Origin of the sequence: Streptomyces atratus, assembly GCF_900119365.1 — a bacterium.
In the GTDB taxonomy this organism is placed as follows: domain Bacteria; phylum Actinomycetota; class Actinomycetes; order Streptomycetales; family Streptomycetaceae; genus Streptomyces; species Streptomyces atratus_B.
In genome coordinates this window covers 230,543-249,438 of sequence record NZ_FPJO01000009.1, presented here as the reverse complement: position 1 = coordinate 249,438, position 18,896 = coordinate 230,543, and the positions used below count along the sequence as shown (strand labels likewise).

Sequence of the window (18,896 nt, the reverse complement as noted above, 5' to 3'; positions counted from 1 at the left end):
GACGTACGGGCCATCCCGTTCCATCCCGATCTGTCCCGTTCCCGCGTTCTTCGTGTACGCCGTGACCAATCAGGGGGAGCCTTGCAGACACGTCACATTTTCCACGCCGTCGACTCGCACACCGAGGGCATGCCCACCCGCGTCATCACCGGCGGCATCGGCACCATCCCCGGTGCCACGATGGCCGAACGGCGCAACCACTTCCAGGAGCACCGGGACGCCGTACGCACCCTGCTCATGTACGAACCGCGCGGCCACGCCGCCATGAGCGGCGCGATCCTCCAGCCGCCCACCCGGCCGGACGCGGACTACGGCGTCCTCTTCATAGAGGTCTCCGGCTTTCTGCCGATGTGCGGGCACGGCACCATCGGGGTGGCGACCGTTCTGGTGGAGACCGGCATGGTGGAGGTCACCGAACCCGTCACCACCGTGCGACTGGACACCCCGGCGGGGCTCGTCAGCGTCGACGTACAGGTGACGGACGGCGCCGCCACCGCCGTGACCTTCACCAACGTTCCGGCGTTCAGCGTCGCGCTCGACCGGACGGTGGACGTACCCGGCTACGGGAAGCTGCGCTACGACCTCGCCTACGGTGGGAACTTCTACGCGATGCTTCACCTGTCCGACCTCGGGCTGCCCTTCGACCGGGCGCGCAAGGACGACATCCTGGCCGCCGGCCTCGCCCTCATGGACGCGGTCAACGCCACCGACCGGCCCGTCCATCCCGTAGACCCGAACATCCACGGCCTCAAGCACGTGCAGTGCATCGCACCCGGGTCCGACGCCCGCCACTCCCGGCACGCGATGGCCATCCACCCCGGCTGGTTCGACCGCTCGCCCTGCGGGACCGGCACCTCGGCCCGTATGGCGCAGCTGCACGCACGCGGTGAACTCCCCCTGGACACCGATTTCGTGAACGAGTCCTTCATCGGCACCTCGTTCACCGGACGGATCGTCCAGGAGACCACCGTGGGCGGACTGCCGGCCGTGGTCCCCACCGTCACCGGCCGCGCCTGGATCACCGGTACCGCACAATTCTTCCTGAACCCGTCCGATCCCTTCCCCGAAGGATTCCTGCTGTGAACCTGCCCCTGCTCGGCGCCGACGACATCGAGGCCCTGGGACCCACCGGAGCCGTGGACGCACTGGAGTCGGCGCTGAGCGGGGGTCTGGATCCGGAGACGGCACCCGCCCGGCACCATCTCACCGTGCCGGGCGGGGAGCTGCTGATCATGCCCGCCAGCACCCAGCAGGTGACCGGGGTGAAGATCGCCGGGGTCGCCCCGGACAACCCGGCGCGCGGCCTGCCCCGGATCACCGGAAGCTATCTGCTGCTCGACGCCGCCACGCTGCTGCCGCTCGCCCTGCTGGACGGGGCCGCGCTCACCACCCTGCGCACGCCGGCCGTGTCCGCACTGGCGATCCGCCACCTCACCGGGCCCGTCGTGCGCCACCTGGTGCTCTTCGGAACGGGTCCCCAGGCGTACGGGCACCTGGCGGCGGTGCTCGCGGAGCGCCAGGTCGAGCGGGTCACCGTGGTCGGCCGCAATCCGGACCGGGCCGAGGCGCTCGCCGAGCACGCCCGGCGGATCGGGGTGGACGCCCGCGCGGGACAGGGGCACGGTGCCGGTGACGTCACCACGGCCGATCTGGTGCTCTGCTGCACCACCTCCGCCACCCCGTTGTTCGACGGTTCCCTCGTGCCGGACGGGGCGACGGTCGTCGCGGTCGGCTCGCACACCCCGGACGCCCGCGAGGTCGACACCGCGCTGGTGGCGCGCTCCGCCGTCGTCGTCGAATCACGGGCGGCGGCGCTGGCGGAGGCGGGCGATCTGCTGATCCCGCTGGCGGAGGGGGCCTTCGGGGCCGAGGGCATCGACGGCAACCTCGCCGAGCTGGTGACCGGTCGCAACCTCCGCGAAAAGCTGTCCGATTTCGAGGGCCCCCGGTTCTTCAAGAGCGTCGGCATGGGCTGGGAAGACCTCGCCGTGGCCGCGGCGGTGCACCGGAATCCGGCGCCTTGAACGAGTTGTCCACAGCCTCGGAACGACGGGCCCTGGCGGAAACGTGACATTGTATTCTGAGGCCCCGCACGGCGCTGGAGGAACAGATATGGCCCGCCTGACGACGCTCAACGCCATCTCCGCGCAGGAGCATTTGCGTGACCGGGTGGCAAACGCCCTCAGGGCGGCCCTGATCGCAGGGGAGCTCCGTCCGGGAATGATCTACTCCGCTCCCGCTCTCGCCGCGGACTTCGGGGTGTCCGCCACCCCGGTCCGTGAGGCCATGCTCGACCTGGCTCGCGAGGGCCTGGTCGAAGCGGTACGCAACAAGGGCTTCCGGATAACAGAGTTGACCGAGCAGGATCTCGACGACTTCACCGAGCTGCGGGTCATGATCGAGGTTCCCACCGTCGGCCGCATCGCCCGGATGGGCAGGACCAAGGAGCTGGAGGCGCTACGGCCACTCGCCCAGGCGATCGTCGCAGCCGCCGCCGAGCACGACATCCTCGGCTACCTGGAGGCCGACCGCCGCTTCCATCTCGAACTGCTGGGCCTGGCGGGAAACCGCCGCTTGGTGGAGGAGGTCAGCAATCTGCGCAAGCGGTCGCGTCTGTTCGGGCTGAACCGGCTCGACGAAACCGGGCTGTTGGTCCAGTCGGCGGAGGAGCACGGCCAGTTGCTCGACCTCTTGATCGCGGGGAACGCGGAGGACGCGGAGCGGTGCATGCTGGGCCATATGTCACATGTCAGGAACCTCTGGGCCGAGGACGAACCCGATGACACGGGCGCCGGAGGCAGGCGGATCAGAAGCGTGAGGATGCCGGCCGCAGAGGCCTGATCCACGGCTCGCCCTGCAGCCGCCGCACGACCGGTCCTTCAACGGCCGCCCACCGGGCGGCCGTTGAAGAGGCTCTCAGGTCCCGGTCTCCAGCAGCGCGGCCATCCACTCCTCGATGCCGTCGGCGGTGCGCGGCAGCGCGGACGACATGAGGCGAGCGCCGTCGGCCGTGATGACGAGGTCGTCCTCGATCCGCACCCCGATTCCGCGCAGCGACCGGGGCAGCGTCTCGTCGTCGGGCTGGAGGTAGAGCCCGGGCTCCACGGTCAGCACCTGACCGGCCTCCAGGCACCCGTCCAGATAGGTTTCCGCACGCGCCTGCGCACAGTCGTGCACGTCCATGCCGAGCATGTGGCCGCTGCTGCAGAGCGTGTACCGGCGGTAGAAGCCGTTGTCCGCGTCGAGCGCCTCGTCCGCCGGCATCCGCAGCACGCCCCACTCGTGCAGCCCTTCGGCGATGACCCGCATGGCCGCCATGTGGAAGTCACGGAATCGTGCCCCCGGGCGCAGGGCCGCGATGCCCGCGTCCTGTGCCGCCAGCACCAGCTCGTAGACCGTTCGCTGTACGGGTGAGAAGCGGCCGGAAAGTGGCAGGGTGCGGGTGATGTCGGCCGTGTAGAGCGAGTCGGTCTCCACCCCGGCGTCCAGGAGCAGCAACTGGTCGGGTGCCAGCGGTCCGTCATTGCGGATCCAGTGCAGGACACAGGCGTGCGCCCCGGCGGCGGCGATCGTGGAGTAGCCCGGACCGTTTCCCTCCAGCCGGGCCCGGAGATCGAAGACGCCTTCGATCCAGCGCTCGCCGCGCGGGTGCCGCAGCGCCTGCGGCAGGCTTCGCACCACGTCCTCGAAACCCGCTGTCGTCGCATCGACGGCCTGTTGCAACTGCCCGGTCTCCCAGGGGTCCTTGACGAGCCGGAGTTCGCTGAGCACCGCTTCGAGTCCGGCCGGCGCCGACCGTCCGAGCGGGAACGGCCGGCGGGAACGCAGGAGTTCGTCGACGGACGGGTCCACGCCGCCCAGTACCCAAACCGGTGGCTGCGGCCCGGTCAGCAGCTTCTCCCAGGCATCCAGATGCGCGCAGCGGATGCCGGTCAGCCGGGCTGCCTCCGCCAGGTCGGGCCTGCGGCCGACCCAGAACTCCCCGTATCTGCGGTCACGGTAGAACTCCTGGCCGGTGCGCGGTGACCGGGGCCGCAGATACAGCACCGCCTCGTGGCGCTCGTCGCCGTCCGGTTCCAGGACGAGGACATGGCCGGCCTGGTCCTCGCCGGTGAGGCCGGTGAGCCAGGCGTAGCCGGTGTGCGGCCGGAAGCGGTGGTCGGTGTCGTTGGAGCGGACCGCGAGCGCGCCCGCCGGGATGATCAGGCGCTCGCCGGGGAAGCGGGCGGCCAGCCGGGCCCGGCGGGCGGGGGTGGCGTCGATGGAGGGGGCACGAAGGTCCGTCGGCAGTGGGGACTTGGCCCACCCGGTGCCCATGAAGGCGTCCAGGGCGGGTGACACCGGCAGATCGTGGCTGCCGGTGCGGGGCGCGGAGAAGGAACGGGACACGGACATTGCTCCTCGGGGCTCTGTGGGACCGGGGGCGGGGCCGGAATTCCGGCTCTCCGGGGACACGGTGGTGCGGTGGTCGGGAAACCGGTGGTGGCGGCCGGTGCGTTCGGGGCCGCGTGTCATATCCGTTGCTGCGACGAGAAGTTGTCGCGCAGATGAATGTGCGTGAGAGGGGTTCCAAAGAACATGTGACATGTGCCATTGTACAGCGCGCAAGGGGAAAGGAGCCGTGCTCATGTCACGACGTGAGTGCACCTCAGATCCGGTCCGGCACCGACCTCTTGCATTCCCCCACAACCGCGCCCTGTCGCGCGGTCACCACTCCGCTGGAGGCGGCACGTGAAGAACCTGAGGGTTCGGCAAAAAATAACCGGATTGTCCACTGCGGTCCTGGCAGCATGCCTGGGCGTGGGCCTGTTCACGGCACCGAGCCAGGCCGTCGAGCAACGCCCCGCCGTGTCGACCGTGACCCCCCACTTCTCGGACGCCGCCCAGAAGCGGGCGGAACCCCGGACCGAGGACCCCGGTGGCCCCACCGCCGAGGCGCTGACGGCACCCGCCGACGATGCCGCTCACGTCGAACGCAAGTCGCTCAAGGCCGCCGACCGGCCGCCGCTGTCCGCGTCCAAGGACGCGCTCAAGCGGGACTACGACGACCCGGCCACCGCGCTTCCGAGCCACCAGGCACCTTCGATGAAGGCCGAGAAGCGGGCCCGCGCCAAGAAGTCCGGCACGGCTGCGGCCGAGTGCAACATCACCGATTTCACCAACAACACCGGAGGCGCCCTGGTCGAGAAGGTCAAGGCGGCGACCACCGACTGTGTCAACACACTGTTCCGTATCCAGGGCCAGGACGGCTACAACGCCTTCCGTGAGGACCAGATGGTCACCATCGCCGATGCGATGCGCGACGCGTCGGCCTCCTACCCCGGTGACAGCACCACAGGCATGCCGCAGCTGATCCTCTTCCTCCGGGCCGGCTACTACGTGCAGTACTACGACCCCGACACCGTCGGGGAGTACGGGCCGCGCCTGCGCACCGCCATCCAGGGCGCGCTCGACGGCTTCTTCGGCTCCTCGCACGCCTTCGACGTCACCGACGCCAACGGCGAGAGCCTGTCCGAGGCGATCATCCTGGTCGACAGCGCCGTGGAGAACGCCCGCTACCTGAACATCGTCAAGAAGATGCTGGCCGACTACGACGAGTCGTACAACGACTCGTGGTACATGGTCAACGCCGTGAACAGCGTGTACACGGTCATGTTCCGCGGTCACCAGGTGCCGGAGTTCATCAGCGCCATCGAGGCCGATTCCGGTGTGCTGACCTCGCTGCGCGACTTCGCCGCGAACCACCTCGACCTGCTGGGCACCAAGAATTCGTTCCTGGCCGCCAACGCGGGGCTCGAGCTCGGCCGCTTCCTCAAGGATGACTCGCTGCGCGACAAGGCGAGCCCGCTGGCGATCGATCTGATGGGCAAGAGCTCCATCGACGGCCCCACCGCCCCGCTCTGGGTCAACCTGGCCAAGATGGTCGACGCCTACGACAAGGACAACTGCGCGAAGTACGACGCCTGCAACCTCGCGGAGCGTCTCGAGAAGGCCGTCCTGCCGGTGAAGCACACCTGTAGCGACAGCATCACCATCCGGGCGCAGGACATGGTCGCGGAGGAGCTCGAAGCCAGCTGTACCAGCCTGCGTAACCAGGACGCCTATTTCCACGAGGTGGCCCGGGACAACGGTGCGGTCGCCGACGACAACAACAAGACCATCGAGGTCGTGGCCTTCGACTCCAGCGCCGACTACCAGACCTACGCCGGAGTGATCTTCGGCATCGACACCAACAACGGCGGCATGTACCTGGAGGGCGACCCCAAGGTCGAGGGCAACCAGCCCCGGTTCATCGCCTACGAGGCCGAGTGGGCCCGCCCCGACTTCCAGATCTGGAACCTCAACCACGAGTACACCCACTACCTCGACGGCCGCTTCAACATGTACGGCGACTTCGCCGCCGGAATGACCACGCCGACCGTCTGGTGGGTCGAGGGCTTCGCGGAGTTCGTCTCCTACTCGTACCGCAAGCTCGACTACGAGGCCGCCATCGCCCAGGCCGCGAACCGCACCTACCCCCTGAGCACCCTGTTCGACACCACCTACGAGAACGCCGACCAGACCCGCGTGTACAACTGGGGCTACCTGGCCGTCCGTTACATGCTCGAATCCCACCGCGCCGACGTCGACACCCTGCTCGGCCTCTACCGCAAGGGCGACTGGGACGGCGCCCGCACCCTGCTCACCTCGACCATCGGCAACCGTTACGACACCGACTGGAACACCTGGCTGGAGGCCTGTGCGGCCGGTGCCTGCGGCAGCGGGTCCACCAACCCGCCCGGTGAGATCACCGAGTGCAAGGATGCCGACACCCGGATGCTGGGCAAGAACTGCATGCGCAGCGAGCTGAAGGCCGTCAAGGGCGACTACGCCTACCTGGCCGTCGTCATCCCGGCCGGCACCACCCAGTTGAAGATCACCGCCTCCGGCGGCACGGGTGACGCCGACCTCTACTACAGCGACAAGGAATGGGCGACCACCAAGGTCAACACCGACAAGTCCGTCGGGGCGGGCAACGAGCACACCCTGACCGTCAACAACCCGGCGCCGGGCTACCACTTCATCAGCCTCTACGGCACCGAGCAGTTCGACGGCGCCAAGGTCACCACCGAGTTCTGATCCCTACGACCCCCATGGCATCGGCCGGCCGAGTGTTGATCCGCTCGGCCGGCCGGTGCCGTCCCCCGGGCCGCGTCCGCCGGACGCGGCCCGGGGCTCACGACAGCCGCAGCGTGCCGGGCGTCGCGCCGTCCGCCAGGATCTCCACGATCAGGTCGAAGAGCGTCGGCCCCCGACCGGCCAGGGCCTCGTCGAGCCGCTCCTGCATCGCGGGCCGGTTGGTGGGATGCACCCGCTCCAGGCGTCGCCGCAGATGGCGGGCCGTCTCCTCGTGACCCAGGGCCCGTGCGGAGAGCGTGTGGTCCCGCCACTCGAAGACGAAGTCGCCGTCGTCCGGGGTGCCCATCCCGCCGCCCAGGCAGTCCGCGAGGGCGTCGAGGTTGCGGCCGAAGTACCCGCCGGGGCCGTTCACGGCCTCGCCGATCACTTCCCAGAAGCGTTCCAGGCCGGTGACCCGGGAGCCGTCGATCACATAGGTCACGGTCATGGAAGGGAGAGTACAAGCGTGAACGAGGTGGCGGACGCCGACTGCGGCCCGTGGTCCGGCAGGCCGCGGTCCCGCGTTCGTGATCCGCGCCGCAGGTGGGGGTCTACGGCGCGGATCGGTCCAAAGGGGCCGGGCTTCAGCAGCCCTGGTCGATCAGGTCGAAGGTGGCGTAGTGGTCGCTGGTGTAGTAGTCCTCCTGAGCCCTCTCGCCCGTCACGATCCGGCGCGCGCCGCGCGTCGGGGAGCCGGGGGTGACGACCGTGTACTCGTGGTAGTAGCCGGTGCTCTGGCGGGGCAGGACGCCTTCACGGTTCTGGAAGACGGAGCCGTCCTGCGAGTACGGGAACGGGCCGCCCGCGTCGATGAGGTCGAGGGTGTCGTGCGCCTGGGAGGGCAGCGCCGAGTAGCAGATGCTGCCGACCGACGTGATGGATACGGAGGTGGAGGCCGTGGATCCGGTCGGGGCGGTGGCCGCGGTGGCCGGGGCTCCGACGAGGAGGACGGACAGGAGGGCGGCTGCGCCGCCGAGCGTGGTGATCCGTGGGGGGATTCGCATAACCACCATGATGACGCGCGTAGATACGGTCCCGTCAACGCCAACCGATGTGAATTTTTCGGAAGTTGACCCGAGGGAAGAAAATGTGTCGCGCAGATGTCCGGCAGTCCTCGGGGTGATTCCGTCCTCTGTTCACTTATTGATGAGTCGACAAGCGTGGGGGCCCGTCTGTGGGGCATGCATCCGGTGAACGTGTTCCGCGAAGGAGTTCGACGAGAAGGGGGCGATTCACTGTGCGGGCGGGGGAGACGATGGAACGTCAGGGAGATGCCGATTCCATGGAAGGCGAGGCCTCGCACCAGCCGGGGGCGAAGGAGCGGCAGCCGGTCCGGCTGCACCGCAGACTGGCCCACACCGATCTGGCGGCCGTGGGCGAAGTGCGCAGTGCGTTACGGGAGTTCCTGCGCCACCGGTGGCAGGCCGAGCCGGCTGAGGTGGCGGAGCTCCTGCTGAGCGAACTGGTGACCAACGCACTGATCCACACGAGACACGGCGCGGTCGTCACTGCGAGCGTGGCGCCCGCCGGACTGCGGGTGGAGGTACGGGACTTCGTGTCCGGGCTGCCCGTGTCGTACGTACCGAACGCCGACGACGGTACGCACGGCCGGGGGCTGCTCCTGGTGCGGAGTCTCGCGGACGCCTGGGGAGTCAACACCCATGCGCTGGGCAAGGTCGTCTGGTTCGAGCTGGACGGCGAAAGGCCCTGACGGACCGGAAATGACCGGGCCGTCAGGGCCTGTGGCTGCGGATCAGCCGAACTGCTGCTCCAGATCCTTCAGTTTCCGCTCCAGCGAATCGAGCCGGGGCAGTGCCTGGGTGTCGTCCTCGGCGGTGAGGTCGACGGTGACCGGGTCAGCCGGGCTCCGATCCGGAGAGTCGGCGCTCGGACCCGTCACGGCTTGCAGGGATGGCCGGGGGCGCAACGGCAGTTGTCCCGGCTCGGATATGGCGGGCTCCACGACGGGCGCGGAGGCCGCCGTGGGGGCGATGGCCTGGACGTCCACCTGGGTGCCGCCGCGGCCGACCCGGCGCCAGGCCCGGTTCTGCCGGTTCAGGGCCTTGATGTGGGCCCGGTCCAGCTTCTCCTGGTCCTTCCTGCGAAGACGGTTCTGCTCCTTCTCCCGCCTGTCCTCACGTACCTCGTCGACGGCCTCGTCCAGCGTGCGTACGCCTTCCAGCAGCATCAGCGACCAGGCGCCGAAGGTCTCCCGGGGGGCGCGCAGCCACCGTACGATCCGGATCTGCGGCAGCGGGCGGGGCACCAGGCCCTGCTCGCGCAGCGCGGCCCGGCGGGTCTGCTTCAGGGCCCGGTCGAAGAGCACGGCCGCCGAGAGCGACATCCCCGCGAAGAAGTGCGGGGCGCCCGCGTGGTCGATGCCGCGCGGCGCGTGCACCCAGTTGAACCAGGCGGCGGCGCCGGCGAACGTCCACACGAGCAGGCGCGAGCCGAGCGCCGCGTCACCGTGGCTGGCCTCGCGCACCGCGAGCACGGAACAGAACATGGCCGCGCCGTCGAGGCCGAAGGGGACAAGGTACTCCCAGCCCCCGGAGAGGCCGAGGTTCTGCTCGCCGAAGCCGACGAGCCCGTGGAAGGAGAGCGCGGCGGCGACCGCCGCACAGCAGAACAGCAGGACGTAGGAGGCGGTGGCGTACAGGGCTTCCTTGCGTCTGCGGCGTTCCTCGCTGCGTTCCCAGCTGTCCTCGGCCGCGGATGTGTCAGCTGCGCGCTTGCCGCGCGCGACCACCGCCACCGCCGCCAGGACTCCCACGAGCAGCACGGCGCCCGGAAGCAGCCAATTCAGCGATATGTCGGTCAGTCTCATGCGCGGTCCCTTGCATTGCGTAGGGCATTTCGGGCGCCATGATTGCCGAAACCCCATCACGCACAGGGGGTTTCGGGACAAGAGAACGCCATTGGGTCGGCACGGCGCACGGATGACCGGGATCGGATCGAATGACCGTACGCGTCCGATGAGTTGCGTTCGAATTGTACTACTCGCGCGAGCGGTGTTGATCAGTGAGCGGGCGTCAGCTTCCGTACCCGGTCGGCGTCGCAGGTGCGCGGGCAGGTGACGCAGGTGTCCTCGGGGCGCAGAGTGTAGAAGAGGCAGCAGCTCGCCCGGTCGCGAGTGGGCAGCGACTCGCCGTTCGGCCCGGTCAGATCGCGGAAGCCCGCGGAGCCGACGTAAGGCTTCGTGGTGCCCGGCAGGAGCGCCTCCAGCTCGGCCATCGCCCGCCGCTCCTCGCCCAGCAGATGGGCGATGTACCAGAGCCCCTCGACGATCTCGTCCGTCGCCATGCCCCACAGCGCGCGCCTGCCGCGCCGCATCCGGGGTCCGAAGCCGTCGAGCACCGGGCCGATGTGGTCGGCCACCGCCGCGAGCACCTCGGCCCGCAGCGCCGCCTCGTCGGGCACCACGCGGGCGCCCGGCAGCACGGCCGCCGGGTCGTCCGGCAGGCAGACGAACTCCCGCACCCGGAGGGTCAGATGGCCCAGCGCACGCTGGAACGCCACGTCCCCGACGGGAATCCGGGGCACCCGCCGGTGGAGGAACCAGGGCACCGTCACCAGCAGACAGGCGGGCCAGGCGTAGCGGTGCAGCCCGAAACTGGCGACCACGTCGGGGCGGGGCTCCTGCCCGTAGTCCCGCACCACCTGGGCGTGGTCCCAGGCGAGAAAGGTGTCGAGCGCGGCGCCGCCCGCCGCGAGCTCGTCCGCACCCACCCAGCCGGCGCCGCCGGGGGCGCTCTCGCCGTCGGCCAGCACCTGTGCGCGCAGTCCGGGAAAGACCTCGGCCAGGCGTGCGTAGGCGTCCGTCACGGCGGACGCCGTGGTGCCGGGAAGCAGGGCGGGGAGTGTCATGCAGGGACCACCGAATCGCGACCGTTTGCAGGTTAGCCTTACCTTACCCGACCGGATCGATGTTTGAACTGCGGCCTCCTGCGCCTATCGTGCACAAAGGGCATGGCACGCGCGAGCCGCGCCCACGGCAGGCCGAGGAGGTCCGAGTGGAGCAGGGCAGAGCGCGTGAGGGGTACGGGACCGCCGCGCCCGCAACCGCCCCGACGGTCGTCCGGGTGCCCGAGCAGGCGCGTGGCGAGCACACCCACGGCGAGCCCCCCGCCCCCCGGCCGGCGGTGCGGCGGCACTCCGTGCGCGGCCAGATCCTGGAGGCGCTGCGCGCCGCCCTGGTCGACGGCCGGCTGGCTCCGGGCCAGGTCTATTCGGCCCCGGCCCTCGGCGCCCGGTTCGGGGTCTCCGCCACGCCGGTGCGCGAGGCGATGCAGCAGCTGGCCATCGAGGGCGCCGTCGAGGTCGTACCGAACCGGGGGTTCCGGGTGGCCGAGCGCGGCCCGCGCGAGCTCGCCGAGCTGGCCGAGGTGCGGGCCCTGATCGAGGTCCCCGTGATGCTGCGGCTGGCCCGCACCGTCCCGCCCGGCACCTGGTGCGCCCTGCGCCCGCTGGCCGAGGCCACGGTGGCCGCCGCGGCCGTGGGCGACCGGGCGAGCTACGCCGAGTCCGACCGGGCCTTCCACGGCGCGGTCCTCGCGCTCTGCGGGAACGAGCAGCTGGTGCAGGTCGCCGACGATCTGCACCGCCGCTCCCAGTGGCCGCTGGAGAGCAACCCCGCCACCCGCCGCGCCGACCTCCTCGCCGACGCGGCCGAGCACACCGCACTGCTCGACGCGCTGATCGCCCAGGACCTGGCCGTCGTGCAGTCGCTGGTACGGGAACACTTCACCGGCGCCGAGGGCTGACCGGGAGCGGCACCCGCCCTCAGTTCGCCTCGGCGGTCTTTGCCGGAGGCGGGTCCAGATGCGGCGCCAGCCACGTCGGGACGCCGCCGAGCAGCCGGAACAGCCGGCCCGCCTCGGCGCGCAGCCGGGTCGCCAGCTCGGGCTCCGGTTCGGAGTCCGCGAGGGCGATGAGGGCCGGGGCCGTACCGATCAGATAGCCCAGCTCCTCCCTCAGCCGCAAGGACTCCGCGAAGCCGTGCCGGGCCTCCGCCAGTTCGCCCTCGCGCAGGGCCAGCAGGGCGAGATGACGCCAGGTCGAGGAGAGCAGCAGCGCGTCGCCCTGGGCGGTGGCCCCGGCGTGGGCCCTGCGGTACGCGGCGCGCGCGGCCTGCGGCGAGTCGGCGATGTTCTGCGCGATCAGGCCCCGCCGGAAGTCCAGCAGCGGGCGGCCCGGCGCGGACGGGGCGAGCAGCGCGGCGGCCCGGCTCAGCGCGACACTGGCCTCGTCGGCCCGGTCGCGCACCCCCAGGAGTGTCGACGCGTACGCCAGATGGCCGCGTTCACAGGCGGCCGCGCCGCGTTCGTCGTCGTCGTGGGCCAGCGCCTCCGCGGTGCGCAGCGCGTCCTCGGCGTCGGTCCAGCCCTTTCCGGTGTACAGGCACCGTTCGGTCAGCAGGGCGGTCCGCTGGAGCGCCGCGGCCGGATCGGTCCCGGCGCCGGGTTCGAGCAGCGCGGCGGCGTCCGTCCAGCAGGCACGTGACCGCAGCCGCCATACCGCTGTCTGGAGCGGCGGATCGTCATCGGCTGTCGTTCCGGAACCAGACATGGCGGTATGCGCCACATTGCCCTCCCCGAGCGCGCCATTGAGCTGTTGGGTCTGGCGGCATCTCAGCACGGATCGGCACGCCGGGCCAAGGGGTCGTTCCATCTCAGGTGAAAGATTTCACAAACCGCCGGAGCCGCCAACAGCCGTGGCAGGGCCGGGAAATCAGCTCATACGCAGGGCGAGGAAGAAATCGAGCTTGTCCTCCAGGCGTGAAAGGTCACGTCCCGTCAACTGCTCGATTCGCCCGACCCGGTAGCGCAGCGTGTTGACGTGCAGGTGGAGCCGGGCCGCACAGCGGGTCCAGGAGCCGTCGCACTCCAGGAACGCCTCCAGGGTCGGGATCAGCTCCGCGCGGTGGCGCCGGTCGTAGTCGCAGAGCGGGTCGAGCAGGCGTGCGGTGAACGCGCGGCGCACGTCGTCCGGTACGAACGGCAGCAGCAGCACGTGCGAGGCCAGCTCGTGGTGCCCGGCCGCGCAGACCCGGCCCGGGCGGGCCGCCGCCACCCGGCGGGCATGCCGGGCCTCCTCCAGGGCGCCGCGCAGTCCCTCGGGCGAATGGACGGCCGCGCTGACACCGAGTGTCAGCCGGCCGTCGTCGGCGAGGCCCGCGGAGAGCGGTTCGCGGACGGCGGCGAGCAGCACATCGGCATGGAGCGCGGGCCCGTCGTGCGCGTCGGTGTGCGCGTCGTCCGCACCGGCGCCCCGGTCCGGCGCGGGCGCGGTGACGGCGGGCAGCGGTACGAGGGCCACGGCCTCCTCGCCCGTATGGGCGACCGCGATCCGGTCCGCCGTGTCGGGGCCGGTGACCGCGGGGTCGACCAGGATCTCCTCCAGCAGCGCCTGGGCGACCGGGCCGCCCGGGACGGCGGAGACGGCGGACTGGCCCTCCGCGCAGCCCCACTCGACCCGCGCCACCACGACCTGCCAGTGCGGCGCCGTGCCGAGGCCCGGCAGCAGCACCGGGGCCGCGACCCGCAGCCTGGCGGCGATCTCGGCCGGCGGGGCACCCGTCTGGAGCAGTTCCAGGACTTCCTGGGCGAGCCTGCGGCGTACCGTACGGGCCGCGTCGCGCCGGTCCCGTTCGACGGCGATCAGCTGGGTGACGCCCTGGAGCAGGTCCAGCCGGGCCGGCAGCCAGTCGCTCGCGTCCGCCTCGACCGCGAGCAGCCAGTCGGAGAGCACCGACTCGCGGACATCGCGGGAGGCCGGGAGGGCGCCGCGGCCGGTGTTCCGGATCGGGAAGAGCGAATACGTGGTTCCTTCGACCGTGGCCCGGTGCGGGGCCCGGTGGCCGGTGCGGGTGGCGGCCAGATGGTGGCCGGCCAGCGCGGCGCCGACCGGTCCGGGCAGTGACGTTTCACCGGCGCCCGCGATCTGCCGGCCGGTGGGGGAGAGTACCCAGGCGTGCAGGTCCAGGTCGGATCCGAGCAGATCCAGGACCACTTCCGGACCGCCGCCCGCCGGGCCCGAGGTCATCAGCCTGCGGTGCCGGTCCACGACCGCGGCCAGATCGCCCGCCCGCTCACCGGACACCTGGCGCACCACATGCTCGGTGATCGTTGCGAACGCGACGGTCTCATGGACGGCGAAGAGCGGCAGCCGGTGGTGCGCACAGGCTTCCACCAGATCGCCGGGGATGTCCCCGAGCTCCGCCTCGCCCGCCGCGAGCCCGGCGACGCCGGCACCCGCCAGGATCCGTACGAACGGCTCCGAGTCCGCCGCGTCCCGGCGCCAGGCCAGACCCGTCAGGACCAGCTCGCCCCCCGACAGGTAGCGGCTGGGATCCCGCAGGTCGGTGGTCATCACGCCACGGACCGAGCGGTCCAGCTCGTCCTCGCCGCCGAGCAGCCGCAGGCCCAGCGCGTCGGTCTCCAGCAGTGCGCGCAGCCGCATCTCGTCGCCGCCGATCTCTTTCGTTGGTGCGGGTGAAAACTGGGTATTGCGGTGAGGTCACTGATCCCCGCCATTCGTTCGAATCTACAAGACGAGGAGATCGACCAGCCAACTCCTTCATGGTTTCGGTGACTGCACCGGGTGGAGCACGGCTTGTGTACTTGGCCCCACACCGCGTCAACAACACATGAACGACCAGTCGAGGGCCGGCCGCACACCGCCCCCCAGTGAACGACCCGAATGAGAAGAAGAGAGCCACTCATGGACTTCCTTCGCCCCGCCAGCTGGGAGGAGGCGCTCGCCGCCAAGGCCGAGCACCCGACGGCTGTGCCCATCGCGGGTGGCACCGATGTGATGGTCGAGATCAACTTCGACCACCGGCGGCCCGAGTACCTCCTGGACCTGAACCGCATCGGAGAGCTGACCGAGTGGGAGGTGGGCCAGGAGAACGTACGGCTCGGCGCCTCCGTCCCGTACAGCCACATCATGGAGCACCTGCGGGCCGAGCTGCCCGGACTGGCGCTCGCCTCGCACACCGTCGCCTCGCCCCAGATCCGCAACCGCGGCGGCGTCGGCGGCAACCTGGGCACCGCCTCGCCCGCCGGCGACGCCCACCCGGCCCTGCTCGCCGCGGGCGCCGAGGTCGAGGCCGAATCCGTACGCGGAACCAGGATGATCCCGATCGACGCCTTCTACACCGGCGTCAAGCGCAACGCCCTCGAACCGGACGAGCTGATCCGGGCCGTGCACATCAGGAAGGCCGACGGGCCCCAGCAGTACTCCAAGGTCGGCACCCGCAACGCGATGGTCATCGCGGTCTGCGCCTTCGGCCTGGCCCTGCACCCCGAGACCCGCACGGTGCGCACCGGCATCGGCTCGGCCGCCCCCACGCCCGTACGGGCGAAGGAGGCCGAGGAATTCCTGAACGCCGCGCTCGAGGAGGGCGGCTTCTGGGACAGCCGCACGATCATCACCCCGTCCATCGCCAAGCAGTTCGCCGCGCTCGCCGCCGGTGCCTGCAACCCGATCGACGACGTGCGCGGCACCGCGAGCTATCGCCGGCACGCGGTCGGGATCATGGCCCGCCGCACCCTCGGCTGGACCTGGGAGTCGTACCGCGGCAACGGCCGCAGCACCGAAGGAGCTGCCTGATCATGCGCGTCAATTTCACGGTCAACGGACGCAGGCACGAGGCGGACGACGTCTGGGAGGGCGAGTCCCTCCTCTACGTGCTGCGCGAGCGGATGGGCCTGCCCGGCTCGAAGAACGCCTGCGAGCAGGGCGAGTGCGGCTCCTGCACGGTCCGCCTGGACGGTGTGCCGGTCTGCTCCTGCCTCGTCGCGGCCGGCCAGGTGGAGGGGCGCGAGGTCGTCACGGTGGAGGGCCTCGCGGACTTCGCCACCCACCGCGCCGAGCAGCACCCGGGCAGCGGCTGCGCCTCCGGCGCGTGCGGCACGGCGCTCGACAAGGCCCGGCGGTGGGAGGCCGGGCCGAGCGGCGAGGAGAGCCGGGAAACCGGTGAACTCTCCCCGATCCAGCAGGCGTTCATCGACGCCGGAGCCGTCCAGTGCGGCTTCTGCACCCCCGGCCTGCTGGTCGCCGCCGACGAACTGCTGGAGCGCAACCCGGAACCGTCCGACGCGGACATCCGCGAGGCGCTCTCCGGCAACCTCTGCCGCTGCACCGGCTACGAGAAGATCCTCGACGCGGTCCGCCTCGCGGCCGCCCGCGCGGAAGAAACGGTCTGACGATGGGCGTAACCGGAAACCCCACCAGCATCAACCAGGGCACCCGCACCAAGGGCGGCATCGGCGAGTCCACGCTCCGCCCCGACGGCATCCTCAAGGTCACCGGCGAGTTCGCGTACTCCTCCGACATGTGGCACGAGGACATGCTCTGGGGCCACACACTGCGCTCCACGGTCGCGCACGCCGAGATCGTCTCCATCGACACCTCGGAGGCACTCGCCACGTCCGGCGTCTACGCCGTACTCACCTACGACGACCTGCCGAGCACGGTCAAGAACTACGGCCTGGAGATCCAGGACACCCCCGTCCTCGCCCACGGCAAGGTGCGCCACCACGGCGAACCGGTGGCGCTCGTCGCCGCCGACCACCCGGAGACGGCCCGCCGCGCCGCCGCGAAGATCAGGATCGACTACCGCGAACTGCCCGTCATCACCGACGAGGCCTCCGCCACCGCCCCCGACGCGATCCTCGTCCACGAGGGACGCGACGACCACCACGCCGAGCACGTACCGCACCCCAACATCGTCCACCGCCAGCCCATCGTCCGCGGCGACGCGGACGCGGCGGCGGCCCGCGCCGATGTCGTGGTGAGCGGTGAGTACGTCTTCGGCATGCAGGACCAGGCCTTCCTCGGCCCCGAGTCCGGTCTGGCGGTGCCCGCCGAGGACGGCGGCGTCGACCTGTACGTCGCCACCCAGTGGCTCCACTCCGACCTGCGCCAGATCGCACCGGTCCTGGGCCTGCCCGAGGACAAGGTCCGCATGACGCTCTCCGGCGTCGGCGGGGCCTTCGGCGGCCGCGAGGACCTGTCGATGCAGATCCACGCCTGCCTGCTCGCCCTGCGCACCGGCAAACCGGTCAAGATCGTCTACAACCGGTTCGAGTCCTTCTTCGGTCACGTCCACCGCCACCCGGCGAAGCTCTGGTACGAGCACGGCGCCACCCGCGACGGCAAGCTGACCCATATGAAGTGCCGCATCGTGCTGGACGGCGGGGCCTACGCATCCGCCTCCCCGGCCGTCGTCGGCAACGCCTCCTCGCTCTCCGTCGGCCCGTACGTCATCGACGACGTCGACATCGAGGCCATCGCGCTCTACACCAACAACCCGCCGTGCGGCGCCATGCGCGGCTTCGGCGCGGTGCAGGCCTGCTTCGCCTACGAGGCCCAGATGGACAAGCTCGCCGCCGAACTGGGCATGGACCCGGTCGAGTTCAGGCAGCTCAACGCCATGGAACAGGGCACCCTCCTGCCGACCGGTCAGGTCGTCGACTCGCCCGCACCGGTCGCCGAACTGCTGCGCCGGGTCAAGGCCATGCCGCTGCCGCCCGAGCGCCAGTGGGAGGTGGCCGGCGAACAGGCCGACGTACGGGCCCTGCCCGGCGGGCTCTCCAACACCACCCACGGCGAAGGCGTCGTACGCGGCATCGGCTACGCGGTCGGCCTCAAGAACGTCGGCTTCTCCGAGGGCTTCGACGACTACTCCACCGCCCGGGTGCGCATGGAGGTCGTCGCCGGCGAACCGGTCGCGACCGTGCACACCGCCATGGCGGAGGTCGGGCAGGGCGGCGTCACCGTCCACGCCCAGATCGCCCGTACCGAACTCGGCGTCTCCCAGGTCACCATCCACCCGGCCGACACCCAGGTCGGCTCGGCCGGCTCCACCTCCGCGTCCCGGCAGACCTACGTCACCGGCGGCGCCGTGAAGCACTCCTGCGAGGCCGTCCGCGAGAAGGTCCTGGAGATCGGCCGCCGCAAGTTCGGTACGTACCACCCCGCGTGGGCCACCGCCGAACTGCTCCTGGAGGGCGGCAAGGTCGTCACCGACGGCGGCGAGGTGCTGGCCGACCTGGTCGACGTACTGGAGGACGAGGCGGTCGACATCGAGCTGGAGTGGCGCCACCGGCCCACCGAGGCGTTCGACCTCCGTACCGGACAGGGCAACGGCCATGTCCAGTACTCCTTCGCCGCCCACCGCGCGGTCGTCGAGGTCGACACCGAACTCGGCCTGGTCAAGGTCGTCGAACTGGCCTGCGCCCAGGACGTCGGCAAGGCGCTCAACCCGCTCTCGGTCGTGGGCCAGATCCAGGGTGGCACCACCCAGGGGCTGGGTGTCGCCGTCATGGAGGAGATCATCGTCGACCCGAAGACCGCGAAGGTGCGCAACCCGTCCTTCACGGACTACCTGATCCCCACCATCCTCGACACCCCGACGGTCCCGGTCGACGTGCTCGAACTCGCCGACGACCACGCCCCGTACGGGCTCCGTGGCGTCGGCGAGGCACCCACCCTGTCGTCGACCCCGGCCGTCCTCGCGGCGATCCGGAACGCGACGGGCCTGGAGCTCAACCGGACGCCGGTACGCCCCGAGCACCTCACCGGCACCTGAGCCGCGGCTCCATCCGATCTCTCCGGGCGGTGCGTGCCTCCCAGGAACGTCGCGCTTCCGCCGCCCGCACCGCCCGGAGAACCGCAGTACCGCAGTTACGCAGTACCGCAACGACAGCAGTGCGGGTGACGCCGCACATGTA

At 70.8% G+C, this 18,896-nt stretch carries 16 protein-coding genes; 9 read left to right on the top strand and 7 right to left on the bottom strand.

Annotated features, from left to right (window positions below; genetic code table 11):
- Positions 1–81 precede the first annotated feature (81 nt).
- The 3 genes from BT364_RS18175 (at position 82) to BT364_RS18165 (ending at position 2,841) form a co-directional block, all read left to right on the top strand.
- Complete coding sequence (locus BT364_RS18175) at positions 82–1,083, top strand: proline racemase family protein (RefSeq protein WP_072486222.1); 1,002 nt, start codon at positions 82–84, stop codon at positions 1,081–1,083.
- Positions 1,080–2,024 (top strand): ornithine cyclodeaminase family protein, encoded by a 945-nt coding sequence (locus BT364_RS18170; RefSeq protein ID WP_256259984.1) that lies wholly within the window; start codon positions 1,080–1,082, stop codon positions 2,022–2,024. Before BT364_RS18175 ends, BT364_RS18170 begins: the two co-directional genes overlap by 4 nt.
- Before the next feature lie 88 nt (positions 2,025–2,112).
- On the top strand, positions 2,113–2,841 hold the full coding sequence (locus BT364_RS18165; RefSeq protein WP_072486220.1) for a GntR family transcriptional regulator: 729 nt from the start codon (positions 2,113–2,115) through the stop codon (positions 2,839–2,841).
- A gap of 75 nt (positions 2,842–2,916) precedes the next feature.
- On the opposite strand, the gene BT364_RS18160 is transcribed toward BT364_RS18165, so the two are convergent.
- The gene (locus BT364_RS18160) at positions 2,917–4,395 is read right to left on the bottom strand and encodes an aminopeptidase P family protein (protein ID WP_107408250.1); all 1,479 of its coding nucleotides are present in this window, start codon (positions 4,393–4,395) and stop codon (positions 2,917–2,919) included.
- Between the two features lie 336 nt (positions 4,396–4,731).
- Here BT364_RS18160 and BT364_RS18155 point away from each other — a divergent pair, with 336 nt between their 5' ends.
- Positions 4,732–7,119, top strand: a complete 2,388-nt coding sequence (locus BT364_RS18155; RefSeq protein WP_072486219.1) for a M9 family metallopeptidase — start codon at positions 4,732–4,734, stop codon at positions 7,117–7,119.
- Positions 7,120–7,216: 97 nt separating this feature from the next.
- On the opposite strand, the gene BT364_RS18150 is transcribed toward BT364_RS18155, so the two are convergent.
- Together BT364_RS18150 and BT364_RS18145 are read right to left on the bottom strand one after the other, a co-directional pair.
- Complete coding sequence (locus BT364_RS18150) at positions 7,217–7,606, bottom strand: barstar family protein (RefSeq protein ID WP_072486218.1); 390 nt, start codon at positions 7,604–7,606, stop codon at positions 7,217–7,219.
- A gap of 136 nt (positions 7,607–7,742) precedes the next feature.
- The gene (locus BT364_RS18145; protein WP_072486217.1) at positions 7,743–8,162 is read right to left on the bottom strand and encodes a guanyl-specific ribonuclease; all 420 of its coding nucleotides are present in this window, start codon (positions 8,160–8,162) and stop codon (positions 7,743–7,745) included.
- Positions 8,163–8,506: 344 nt separating this feature from the next.
- On the opposite strand from BT364_RS18145, the gene BT364_RS18140 reads away from it, so the two are divergent.
- Positions 8,507–8,869, top strand: a complete 363-nt coding sequence (locus BT364_RS18140; protein ID WP_072486269.1) for an ATP-binding protein — start codon at positions 8,507–8,509, stop codon at positions 8,867–8,869.
- A 42-nt stretch (positions 8,870–8,911) separates the two neighbouring features.
- Here the strand turns inward: BT364_RS18140 and BT364_RS18135 are convergent, their stop codons facing one another.
- Positions 8,912–9,985, bottom strand: coding sequence for a DUF2637 domain-containing protein (locus BT364_RS18135; protein WP_072486216.1), 1,074 nt, complete (start codon positions 9,983–9,985; stop codon positions 8,912–8,914).
- A gap of 191 nt (positions 9,986–10,176) precedes the next feature.
- A complete protein-coding gene (locus BT364_RS18130) occupies positions 10,177–11,025 on the bottom strand; it encodes a (2Fe-2S)-binding protein (RefSeq protein WP_072486215.1) in 849 nt (282 codons plus the stop codon).
- 146 nt (positions 11,026–11,171) lie between these two features.
- On the opposite strand from BT364_RS18130, the gene BT364_RS18125 reads away from it, so the two are divergent.
- On the top strand, positions 11,172–11,921 hold the full coding sequence (locus BT364_RS18125; RefSeq protein WP_072486214.1) for a GntR family transcriptional regulator: 750 nt from the start codon (positions 11,172–11,174) through the stop codon (positions 11,919–11,921).
- A gap of 19 nt (positions 11,922–11,940) precedes the next feature.
- Here the strand turns inward: BT364_RS18125 and BT364_RS18120 are convergent, their stop codons facing one another.
- Both BT364_RS18120 and BT364_RS18115 read right to left on the bottom strand, forming a co-directional pair.
- Complete coding sequence (locus BT364_RS18120; RefSeq protein WP_072486213.1) at positions 11,941–12,726, bottom strand: hypothetical protein; 786 nt, start codon at positions 12,724–12,726, stop codon at positions 11,941–11,943.
- 162 nt (positions 12,727–12,888) lie between these two features.
- Positions 12,889–14,619 (bottom strand): PucR family transcriptional regulator, encoded by a 1,731-nt coding sequence (locus BT364_RS18115; protein ID WP_072486212.1) that lies wholly within the window; start codon positions 14,617–14,619, stop codon positions 12,889–12,891.
- Positions 14,620–14,880: 261 nt separating this feature from the next.
- Here BT364_RS18115 and BT364_RS18110 point away from each other — a divergent pair, with 261 nt between their 5' ends.
- Genes BT364_RS18110 through BT364_RS18100 form a run of 3 tightly spaced genes read left to right on the top strand, consistent with a single transcriptional unit; the run spans position 14,881 to position 18,754 of the window.
- A complete protein-coding gene (locus BT364_RS18110; protein WP_072486211.1) occupies positions 14,881–15,771 on the top strand; it encodes an FAD binding domain-containing protein in 891 nt (296 codons plus the stop codon).
- A gap of 2 nt (positions 15,772–15,773) precedes the next feature.
- Positions 15,774–16,367, top strand: coding sequence for a (2Fe-2S)-binding protein (locus BT364_RS18105; protein ID WP_072486210.1), 594 nt, complete (start codon positions 15,774–15,776; stop codon positions 16,365–16,367).
- Positions 16,368–16,369: 2 nt separating this feature from the next.
- Positions 16,370–18,754, top strand: coding sequence for a xanthine dehydrogenase family protein molybdopterin-binding subunit (locus BT364_RS18100; protein WP_072486209.1), 2,385 nt, complete (start codon positions 16,370–16,372; stop codon positions 18,752–18,754).
- Positions 18,755–18,896: the final 142 nt, after the last annotated feature.